Source organism: Mesorhizobium wenxiniae (assembly GCF_002284535.1).
In the GTDB taxonomy this organism is placed as follows: Bacteria; Pseudomonadota; Alphaproteobacteria; order Rhizobiales; family Rhizobiaceae; genus Mesorhizobium; species Mesorhizobium wenxiniae.
In genome coordinates this window covers 145,326-155,064 of the sequence record NZ_NPKH01000041.1, presented here as the reverse complement: position 1 = coordinate 155,064, position 9,739 = coordinate 145,326, and the positions used below count along the sequence as shown (strand labels likewise).

The following is a 9,739-nucleotide window of genomic DNA, read 5'->3' as shown; positions in this document are numbered from 1 at the left end:
GCCTCCTCCCAGCATGAATGTTGAATCAGAACTGCGATGATTTGGGAATCCCACGACTCTTACAAATCTCATCCCGCTCTAAGGAAAAACCGCAGGTTTGTGTTCGCCGCTATAGAAACTCCTCCCGACGAAGGACCGCGTACACTGCCCCGCCCACCATCGAGAGTATAAAAAGAACCAGGAGCAAGGCGACCGGGTATGGCTCGCCGACGACGTCGTCAGCTTCGTCTTGTTTCTCGTTCAAATTCTCGTTTCGATCGCCCTTCCTGATAACGCTGCGGCCAAGCCCATTTTCCCCAGAGTCTCTTTCGAAATCTTGGTAGCGATATCCCATGCGATCAGCGGATCATCGGGGCAGATGCCTCTGAAGCCATTCAGGGAGACTGCGGCCAGTGTTCTTGTCCATTTCGCGAACAAGTCTTCTGCTTCAACTCTGTCCCAACTTGCTAATGTATAGATTTAGCTTTCGGCAGTTTTTACGGCAAGATGGTCCGGTCCGACCATTTCGGCTGCTTTCGGTTTCAAGGCTCGGTAGCAACGCCCTGGTCCTTGGACCGCTTCAGCAGCGCACGCGACGCCCGCACCAAGCGTTGTGACAGGGCCAGTGTGTAGCGAAGGTCCTCAACGAGCGCCCTTCCGCGTTCGGCGGTCTGCCGAACGCGCGCCGCATGGATTTTGTTGGTTTCCCAAATAGGTTCTTCCACGGTGTCTGACTCCCAGGGCTGCGTCGTGGAATGGAGCGCTGGCCATTTGCATTGTCTGCGTAAGAACATGCTGTGCTGAATGCAACAAAGTTCCAGCACCGACAAAAAAGCCCGCCGTACCTGCAGGTGCGACGGGGCGATCAAGCGGTCACCAAGCACGGCTCGGGGGGCTGGGATGTGCCCGGTGCGCGCGGACCGAAAAAAATCATACGCGTGCCGGCTGCCCGGCGTCTACCAACCGGCGGTTGGAAGAGATTCGTCCGGCAGCGAGCGCGGATTTTTTCAATCTCCGCCCCCCTACCAGGACCTGGCGTCGGCCGAATAAGGGAATCCGCACCTCTGCTGCTGGAACAAAGACACGGACCCTATTCGGCGCGCCCACCATGGCTCAGCGCGCATGAAGGCGGACTGTTTGTTCCAACAGGCTCCGATCGCTTCCGCCCGGTCAATTCGCCTGGAACAAAACTTTCGAGAGGTGGTTTTCCCCGTGAAGGGACAGACTTTTCGAAGGAGACGTCTCGTGAAAAAAGTTCTGATCACCAGTATGCTGGCCATCGGCGTTGGCTGTGGAGCAGCGCTCGCTCAGGAACAGCAGCCGGCGCAAACCCAGTCGGGCGCCGACACCAATTGCCCGGCCGGCTCGGCCGGTTGCCCGGAAGGTGCGATGGGCGAACAGTCCCAAGGTAAGGCCGGCGCCACCACCGAGGAGCAAGCTCAAGGCAAGGCGAAGATGCAGACCGATGAGCAAGCCCAGGGCAAAGCCGGCGCAACCACCGAGCAGCAGACCCAAGGCGAGGCTGGCGCCACAACCGACCAACAGGCGCAGGACAAGGCCAAGGGCCAGACCGAGCAGCAGACCCAGGGCGAGGCCGGTGCCACAACCGACCAACAGGCGCAGGACAAGGCCAAGGTCCAGACCGAGCAGCAGACCCAGGGCGAGGCCGGTGCCACCACCGAGCAGCAGACTCAGGGCACGACCTCTACTCAGGATGAGACTTCGACCGGCGCGATCAGCAATGTGACCGTTGAACAGAAAACGGAAATCACCCAAATCCTCAAGCAGGAGAGGGTCGAACCGGTCGCCAGCGTTGATTTTGATATCTCAGTGGGTGTCGAGGTTCCGCGGCAGACGGTTAAGCTGCGTCGTCTGCCGCCGCGAATCGTCGAGATCGTCCCGGCTTACGAATCCTATGAGTATTTCGTATTGGCCGATGGCCGAATCGTGATCGTCGACCCGGGTACGCTTAAGATCGTCCTTATTCTGACCTAACCCCTGTTCGGCGTAAAGGAGGGGTCCGCGGCCCCACGGCGGTCCCCTTCAACATGCATCGGTTGAAGTTGGAGAGGAGTCTCCATTTCTCGAACGGCGGCTATTTACGTCCCAGTACACCCGCCGTTCCAGCTGGCTGGCTTTTGCGGTGGAGGACCGGCCCAGCCGTAACCTCATGGATCACCCTCGACGGCGCCCTTCTTGTCGAAAAGGTCTGAGATAGGGCCTTGTCGAAAAGGCCTGAGATAGGGCTTCAGTCTGTCCGCTGGTAGACTATGGGCTGGCACAGGCAGTGCTTTGGTCCGGGACCGCTATCGCAAAAGCCTGAGATGGGAGAGTTTTCAGGAACCGAGCTCCTGCAGGCGTCGTTGCGATGCTAACCCGTGACAGGAGGCTGCAATGGAGCCCAGCATTCACCAAGCACGCTGGCTGCTTTTTCCGGTATTTGGCTTGGTGTTCGGGGTCGCGGCCGTCGGGCTTATTATCGGCTGATGGGCCCGATCAATGAAGGCAACACACTTGCGCAGTAATGAGTCCCTTCCTGCGCTAGCGAGACCCACCGGTTTCTCCCCGTGAGACTGGTGGGTCTTGACACCGCCTGATGATGGCGAAAGCGTGATAGATGGTGCAGAGTACAGAGGATTGGCTCGGGCGAATTCGAAACAGGTGGAAATGCCACGCAGACCGTGACGGTCAGAGGATATTCTAGCGTGCTATTGGCAAATTCATTGACCACAGACGCGATACGGCCGCAACGCCTGAGGCTTCGTGAGGCAAGAGTTCTCGCCATGATGAATGTGCGGCCTGCGTGCTCTCAATCGCAGCGCAGGCTCAAATCTCTTCGAAGGCTTCGCGTCGCCATCTGCCTCACCGCATCGACCTTGATTCTCGTCGTGATCCCCTACCGTGTGGCACAGGACGGCCTGTCCCTGACGCTTAGCCCGCAGGCCGCCCAGGCACAAGGGAACTCTGGCAACGCTGGGAACTCTGGGAACTCTGGAAACTCTGGGAACTCCGGGAACTCTGGGAACGCTGGAAAATCCGGGAACGCTGGAACTCCCGGGAGCTCGAACTCCAATGCCAACGCGGGCAAGGGCAAATCAAAATCGTCAAAAGGCAATCCCCCTGCAAATCCAGTTGCCGCGGTAAACCCCGCCAACAAGCCAAAAGTATATGTCAACGCGACCACTGGAGACCGGATCGAAGTGCGCGGGCCAAGTGTGGGTGTAGTGCATTCCAATGGGCTCAGCGAGCGCATCGACGGTGGCCATTATGAAATGCGGGATGCGATGGGCCGCACCATCATTCGGCGGCAGGCAACGAACTCCGATCGGGCAAGACTGCTCGGCATGATCGAGTGATGGCGAGTTCACAGGCCGCAAGGCTACCGTGCTTCACGCAGGATGGCGGGCAGGCGGATGCTGATGCTCGGTCGCGTCGCGCAGTGTCATCGCGGCTTCGGTCCGGTTGCTCACATTGAGCTTGGCGAGAATTCGCGTCATGTGATGCTTTATGGTTTTCTCGTGCAGGTTCAGCTGAAGACCGATCCGCTTGTTGCTCAATCCCGCGGCAACGAGCGTCAGGATCTCTCTTTCGCGGCTGGTGAGTTCGGCCAGCACGTCGGGTTTCGCGGTCGCGGTTGACTGGGTAGACAAGTCGACCAGCACGCGCGCCGACAATTGCGGGCAAACGTACCGTTCGCCCATAGCCACCGTGCGCAGTACGGCGGCCAGGGTTCTCGACCCGACCCCCTTCAGGACATAGCCTCTTGCCCCGCTCTGCAAGGCGGTCATGACATGCTGGTTTTCCTCCGAAACGGTCAGCATCACGATTTTCAGATCCGGATGCCGCTCCAGAGCCGGTTCGATCGCACTGAGGCCCCCTCCAGGTACCGAGATGTCCATCAGGAGAATATCGAGCTGCTGGTCTTCCGATATCCGCAAGGCATCGTCTCTACTGCTGCCTTGGGCAACGATCTCGAACCCGCCGATCTGCTCGAGAGTGCGCACGACGCCCTCCCTGAACAGCGGATGGTCGTCGATGATGGCGAGCTTTATGGCGGCTGCCATCACGCCTGTCCTATTTCAGCTATGTTGAGAACCATTTTCACCACCGTGCCATTCTGTGAAGATGTTACACCAAATTGGCCGCCGAGGCTTTCTACCCGCTCACGCAGCCCGATGAGCCCCAGCCTTTCAGGGTGGATGATCTTCGGGTCGAAACCTGGGCCGGTGTCGGAAACCTCGATAGAAACGCGCTCCCCGTCGAAATGTTTCGCGACCGATTGACCGGCACCCCCGGCGTGGCGGAAGCCGTTGTTCAGCGCCTCCTGAATGAAGCGAAAGATGCAGATTTTGGCCGCTGGTGACAAGGGTGCGTGCCCCCCGGTCATGGACAGCATCACTTTGACGCCGGTTCGCTCTTCGTGCGCTCGCACGGCAAGCTCGAGGATTTCCGTCAACTCGGCATTCTCGACATGCGGCAGCATGAGGCCCTTGCTGACATTCCTGATTTCTCGCATCGCATCGTCCAAATTCGCTTTGACCACCTGCAATTCGCGTGCGCGCGCCGCAGCCGGCGTGGCAGGATCGGCTAGCACGGGGCTGTCAATCCCTAGCGCAGCGAGGGCAACCAGTTGCGCCGGCCCGTCGTGCAGGTCCGCGCCGATCCGCCTGAGGTAACGTTCGTTGAGTGCCGTGGCGCGCTGCGAAGCACGCTGCACCCGCAATCTCAACATTCTGTTTTGAGCAACCAGATCGGAAAGTTCGGCAATGCGCCGCTTCAAGGAGTGGCTCTGGGAACGAATCGTGCGGCTGCCACGAAAAACGATCGCCGAAAGCCCAAGGAAAAAAAGTGCGGTAACGGCAGCGACATCGAACCAGGTCCGAACGAGTGCCTGCCGGAGGTCCTTTTCAAAATCGGTGGCGATCTCGTCGAATTCCAAAACAGCTACGACTTCGCCCGACCACGGCTGAAGCATCGGATTATAGATTTCAAGAAGATGCAAGCCGCTGTCCCTCTCAGCCTGGTTATCATAGTGCCTGTCCAATTCAGCAACTATGTCGCCTGCGAATGCGGCCCGGAGATTGTCGCTGAGTGGAAGGCGCTTCCCGACCAAATTTTTATTGGTTGAATAGAGGATGGTGCCGTCGCGGCGCCAGAGCTTGAAGGATTCGAGCCTTGTGCCGAGTGCGCCTTGCCCCAGCGTCTCATCCAGCGCGTGGGCAACGCTCTCCTCCAGCACCTCGCTCCTGCGCATGTCGGGGAGCAGCGGCGCGATAACGCTGTCGACGTAAAGAGCGGTCGCAGAAGCCGAGTTCCGGGTGACCGCTGCTTCTATCTGGCTTGTCACTGAAATTCCCACCACGATCATCGCCGACAGCGAGACCAGCCCGCCGGCGAGCAGAAACTGGGTGGCCAGCGACAGTGCATTCCATCGATCGATCAGTCTTGTCGCTCTGTATCGCGCCATGTCCCCAACGGCCTGGTAGGCGGCGCGTCGCCCCAGCGGCACGATTCGAGAGAACCGGCCAATCTGTTGTCGAACGACGCTTAGCGACGCCATCTTTGATCTGCAACCGATCAATCGCAAGGGAACTTAGGGCTTTTAGACGGGACGGAAACCGCAGCCAGCGGTTTTTTTGCGTAAGCGCCACGGTCTCGTCGAGCGAGGCGGCAAGTCGTGACGCGGCAACGCCAACGCTTTCGATCTCCCCCAGGCACAAGATGCGGCGTATTTTTCACTTCCGGTCGCGCAATTCTCTCACCGCTTGAGTAAGGGTCATTCGATCGTTACCGTTCTTTTTGATCAGCTTACTGACCTGGCTGGGCGACACGCCATTTTCTCGCGCGAAATGTTCCACCTCGTAGTACTCGTCGACTGACAGGCGGTCGTGGTCGAGGAAGTCTCGATTGCACTTGTTGTCGGCCATTTCCTTTCTCCTGGCGAAGCCTAACACGGGGCTGAATGTCGGTTGGAAACAGGCTGGAGGGTGGTGGACACTCCTCTCCATGAGCTCCTCCTGTGAACTTGCGGCGAACGAGTGCGAGCGGTCGCGGTTCCGGGCGGCTCGATAGCCGGACCCATTGCGCGCGGCAGGTCAGACTTAAGTCCAACGGCAAGGCTTCTCGGATCGGACCGAAGGCTAGCCAAGGAACGTTTGCAGCGGTCTCATGTTTGAGTGAGCCTAGCGCGAAGATGGACGCCAAGAGAGCTCACAGAAGGAGGCAACTATGCAGATGCGTCTTCCCATTGCAGCCGCAGGATTTCTGCTATTGGCAGGTATCGGCGCCGCTGCCGCTCAGGACGTGATCATCGCGCCTGAGCAGGAGACAGTCATCAGGGAATATGTGAAAAAGCAGCCGCTCGCATCCGTGGAACTCCCTGGGGTGGAACTCAATATTGGTTCAACGCTGCCCAAGACGGTCGAGCTTCACGAAGTTCCCGACACCGAATACCGCTATGTCGTCGTCGACAACCGGACCGTTGTCGTTGATCCCGGCACACGTAAGATCGTCAAGATCATTCAGTGACCTGAACGCGAGGGTAGGAGACGCCCGCCGCTTCGAATGAGCGGCGGGCGACTATGCTATGGGCTGTGTCAAATGCGAACAATCAGCAGACTTTTCGATTCCCGCGACCAGGCAGCGCGTGCAGTTGCCGCGCTTCAGGCGGCAGGAGTTTCTCACGAACAGATCAGCGTCATCGGACCATACGACGACGAAATCAGCGCTGTCCTGCGCGGTCCGGGCGGTGTCGCATTTGGCGCGGCCGCTGGTCTGTTAATCGGCCTGGGTGCTTTTGGAGCCATCGGCATTGATCCTGTCGGAGCCGTGGCTGGCATGGTCCTCGTCGGTGGGGCCTGCGGCGGCTTTGCTGGTGGGCTTCTCCAGGCATCTGCCGATGTTGCCAAAAAGCCGGCTGAGCCGAACGTTGAACAAGGCGTCATCTTTGTGATGGCGCAGGTCGATGAAAAACAGGCCGATACCGCGCAGGCAGCGCTAGAAAATCCCGTTCGGGTAACGCAACTCGTGGCCACAGTCGGGTGAGACGCGTCGGCTTGGTGTCGCACATGATTATTTCCATCGCCCACGAAGCGCATTCAGATCGGAATTTCTCGCTGAGCCGTCAGTTTTCCCTCTGACGGTTCAGGGAGGCGGGAAACGTCTGCTCGACCAGATTGACGTAGTAGCGCAGCACGGTCGGCACGATCTCGTCGTTGAAGACGTAGCGGTCGCCGTGCAGGCCCTCGCCGGGCCCGACATCGCCGACGCCGACCCACGCGTAGCAGCCGCCTGCCTCACGGATCATGAAGGCGAAATCTTCGCAGCCGAGGCTCGGGCTGAACTCGGTCGAAACGTTCTCGCTGCCGACGGTGGCGGCGGCTGCCGCGATGGCGCGCGCCGTCGCGTCGGCCGTGTTGATGAGCGGCGGATAGCCCTTGTGGTAGTCGAGCGTGGCTTTGAGCGCATGGGCTGCGGCAATGCCCCCAGCGATCTCGCCGATCAGCTTCTCGCAATGATCGGAATGACCGGGCTCGAAAAACCGGCAGGTGCCTTGCAGCCAGACCTTCCCAGGCACGATGTTGCCGACATTGCCGCCTTGGATTTGGGTGAGGCTGACGACCAGCGCGCTTTGCGGATCAACCGAGCGGCTGACAATGCGCTGGACGGCCTGGACGAAGGCGCCCGCGGCCAGGATCGGGTCGTCGCCGAGCTGCGGCATGGCGGCATGTGCGCCAAGACCCTCGAAGGTCACCTCGAAATTGTCGACGGCGGCCATCTGCGCTCCAACGCGAGCGGCGATGGTCCCCAGTCTGACGCCCGGCCAGTTGTGGACGGCATACATCGCCTCGACTGGAAAACGCCTAAACAGGCCGTCTTCGATCATGCGCAAGCTGCCGCCTTCATTTTCTTCGGCTGGCTGGAAGATGAAGTAGACTATGCCGTCGAAGGCGCGGGATTGGCTGAGCAGCCTGGCGGCGCCGAGCAACATGGCTGTGTGGCCGTCATGGCCGCAGGCGTGCATCGCGCCCTCATTCCTGGAGGCATAGGGCAAGCCGGTCCTCTCGACGACCGGAAGCGCGTCCAGCTCGGCGCGGAGACCGATGGCGCGCGTGCCCGCGCCGTTGCGCAGGACGCCGACAACCCCGGTTCCGCCGATCCCCTCATGCACCTCATCGAAGCCGAAGGCGCGCAGTTTCTCGGCAATGAAACGTGCCGTTTCGTTCTCATCGAATCCGAGTTCGGGATTGGAATGGATATGGTGGCGCCAGGCTATGACCTCTGGTGTCAGAGCGGCGATGGGGTCATTATGTAGCATGTGCTCCTTCCACGCCGGCAAAGGCGGTCATGGTTAGATCCGGGATCACGATTAGAAGGTCGCGCAAGAGGCGTCTTGAACCAGATTGACCGCAGCGGAGACGAAATACGTGGACGCGACAGAGATCGGGAACTACTGGCGCCATCCCTGCTTCCCGGACCTTGGCCTGTTCAAAGCGCGCTTCACGCAGCACCGTTATGAGCTGCACACGCACCCAACCTATGTGATCGCACTGATTACTTCTGGCTGCGAACGTATTCGCATCGGGCGCCACAGCGTTCTCGCTCCGGCAGGCGCAATTGCCGTCGTCAATCCCGAGGAGTGGCATGATGGCGAACAAGGTGCCGATGAAGGCTGGGCCTACCGGACGTTTTATCCCTCGGTGCCGCTGCTGACGGCCGTCGCCCGCGAGTTGGGCGGGGCTGACGCTCCGGTTTTTTCACGCGCGATCATCGAAGACGGCAACCTCGCCGCAGCGTTGGCGGCGGCGCATAAGGGCTCGACGTCCCAGGACTCAACGCAGGCTGAGGCGTCGCTGCTCGTCGCCTTGAGGCATCTCATCGTTCGGCATGGCGATTGGGGCGGGCGAACCGAAGAGGTCGAAAGTTCGGGATCGCGACAAAGGTTCTCGATCTACGAGGAGGTTACTGAACGCGAACTTGGCTCGCACCTCGACCTACAGCGGCTTGCCGACGCCGCGTGTGTCACTCGGTTCCAGGTCATCCGGGATTTCAAGAAGGCGATTGGCGTGACGCCCGCGGCGTATATCCGCGACCGGAGGTTGCGTCGTGCCAGCACCTTGATAGAACAGGGGCTCGGCCTCGCTGATGCCGCCATCGCGGCAGGTTTCGCCGACCAGAGCCATTTTTCACGCACGTTCCGGGCGACGCGCGGCATGACGCCTGGCATGTTCAGGAGAGGCGGCTGGGTGCTCCTGAAAGGAGGCGCTTGCGCGCGGAAATTTGCTGCGCGATGGTGAAGTTGGGCTTGGGGGGAATCATGCGAAAAATTCTGATATCGACGACGCTGCTGCTCGCGGCAGCCCTGTCCGCAACCGCCGCGCACGCGCTGGACGCCAGCGAGACCCCGGTTGTCGTGACCCCGCTTGCCTCGCGCACCGAGACGGCGTCCGGCCAGCCGATCACGCTGCCTCAGAAAAACGTGCAGGTCCTGGTTTCGTCCTATGAGATCGCGCCGGGCGCGACGTTGCCGGTCCACAAGCACCCGTTTCCCCGCTATGCCTATGTTGAGGGTGGAACGCTCCAGGTCACCAATGTCGAGACCGGCAAGAGCACCACGTACAAGTCAGGCGATTTCATCATCGAAATGATCGGGCAGTGGCATCAGGCCACCAATGTCGGCGCCGATCCAGTCAAGCTGCTGGTCATCGACCAGGTCGAAGAAGGCACCAAGAACACGGTGTTGCGCCAGTAGCTGGCAACA

At 60.1% G+C, this 9,739-nt stretch carries 10 protein-coding genes; 6 read left to right on the top strand and 4 right to left on the bottom strand.

Annotated features, from left to right (window positions below):
• Positions 1 to 1,224 precede the first annotated feature (1,224 nt).
• Together CIT31_RS33190 and CIT31_RS34560 are read left to right on the top strand one after the other, a co-directional pair.
• Positions 1,225 to 1,974, top strand: a complete 750-nt coding sequence (locus CIT31_RS33190; protein ID WP_095522011.1) for a DUF1236 domain-containing protein — start codon at positions 1,225 to 1,227, stop codon at positions 1,972 to 1,974.
• Between the two features lie 788 nt (positions 1,975 to 2,762).
• Positions 2,763 to 3,335: a hypothetical protein gene (locus CIT31_RS34560; RefSeq protein WP_165778623.1), complete on the top strand. Its 573-nt coding sequence runs from the start codon at positions 2,763 to 2,765 to the stop codon at positions 3,333 to 3,335.
• Positions 3,336 to 3,368: 33 nt separating this feature from the next.
• Here the strand turns inward: CIT31_RS34560 and CIT31_RS33180 are convergent, their stop codons facing one another.
• The 3 genes from CIT31_RS33180 to CIT31_RS33170 form a co-directional block, all read right to left on the bottom strand.
• Positions 3,369 to 4,043 (bottom strand): LuxR C-terminal-related transcriptional regulator, encoded by a 675-nt coding sequence (locus CIT31_RS33180; RefSeq protein ID WP_029353278.1) that lies wholly within the window; start codon positions 4,041 to 4,043, stop codon positions 3,369 to 3,371.
• Positions 4,043 to 5,446, bottom strand: coding sequence for a sensor histidine kinase (locus CIT31_RS33175; RefSeq protein ID WP_095522025.1), 1,404 nt, complete (start codon positions 5,444 to 5,446; stop codon positions 4,043 to 4,045). Before CIT31_RS33175 ends, CIT31_RS33180 begins: the two co-directional genes overlap by 1 nt.
• 268 nt (positions 5,447 to 5,714) lie before the next feature.
• Positions 5,715 to 5,906 carry a DUF3606 domain-containing protein gene (locus CIT31_RS33170; RefSeq protein ID WP_029353282.1) on the bottom strand — a complete coding sequence of 64 codons (192 nt, stop codon included), beginning with the start codon at positions 5,904 to 5,906 and terminating at the stop codon, positions 5,715 to 5,717.
• Positions 5,907 to 6,207: 301 nt separating this feature from the next.
• Here CIT31_RS33170 and CIT31_RS33165 point away from each other — a divergent pair, with 301 nt between their 5' ends.
• Entirely contained in the window at positions 6,208 to 6,507 is a 300-nt protein-coding gene (locus tag CIT31_RS33165; RefSeq protein WP_095522009.1) for a DUF1236 domain-containing protein, read from the top strand.
• Positions 6,508 to 6,579: 72 nt separating this feature from the next.
• The gene (locus tag CIT31_RS33160; protein WP_095522008.1) at positions 6,580 to 7,023 is read left to right on the top strand and encodes a hypothetical protein; all 444 of its coding nucleotides are present in this window, start codon (positions 6,580 to 6,582) and stop codon (positions 7,021 to 7,023) included.
• A 79-nt stretch (positions 7,024 to 7,102) separates the two neighbouring features.
• Here CIT31_RS33160 and CIT31_RS33155 read toward each other — a convergent pair whose 3' ends face one another.
• Complete coding sequence (locus CIT31_RS33155) at positions 7,103 to 8,296, bottom strand: amidohydrolase (RefSeq protein WP_095522007.1); 1,194 nt, start codon at positions 8,294 to 8,296, stop codon at positions 7,103 to 7,105.
• An 85-nt stretch (positions 8,297 to 8,381) separates the two neighbouring features.
• Between CIT31_RS33155 and CIT31_RS33150 the strand changes: the two genes are divergently transcribed.
• Positions 8,382 to 9,275: an AraC family transcriptional regulator gene (locus CIT31_RS33150; protein WP_245316550.1), complete on the top strand. Its 894-nt coding sequence runs from the start codon at positions 8,382 to 8,384 to the stop codon at positions 9,273 to 9,275.
• A 20-nt stretch (positions 9,276 to 9,295) separates the two neighbouring features.
• The gene (locus CIT31_RS33145; RefSeq protein ID WP_095522005.1) at positions 9,296 to 9,730 is read left to right on the top strand and encodes a cupin domain-containing protein; all 435 of its coding nucleotides are present in this window, start codon (positions 9,296 to 9,298) and stop codon (positions 9,728 to 9,730) included.
• Positions 9,731 to 9,739: the final 9 nt, after the last annotated feature.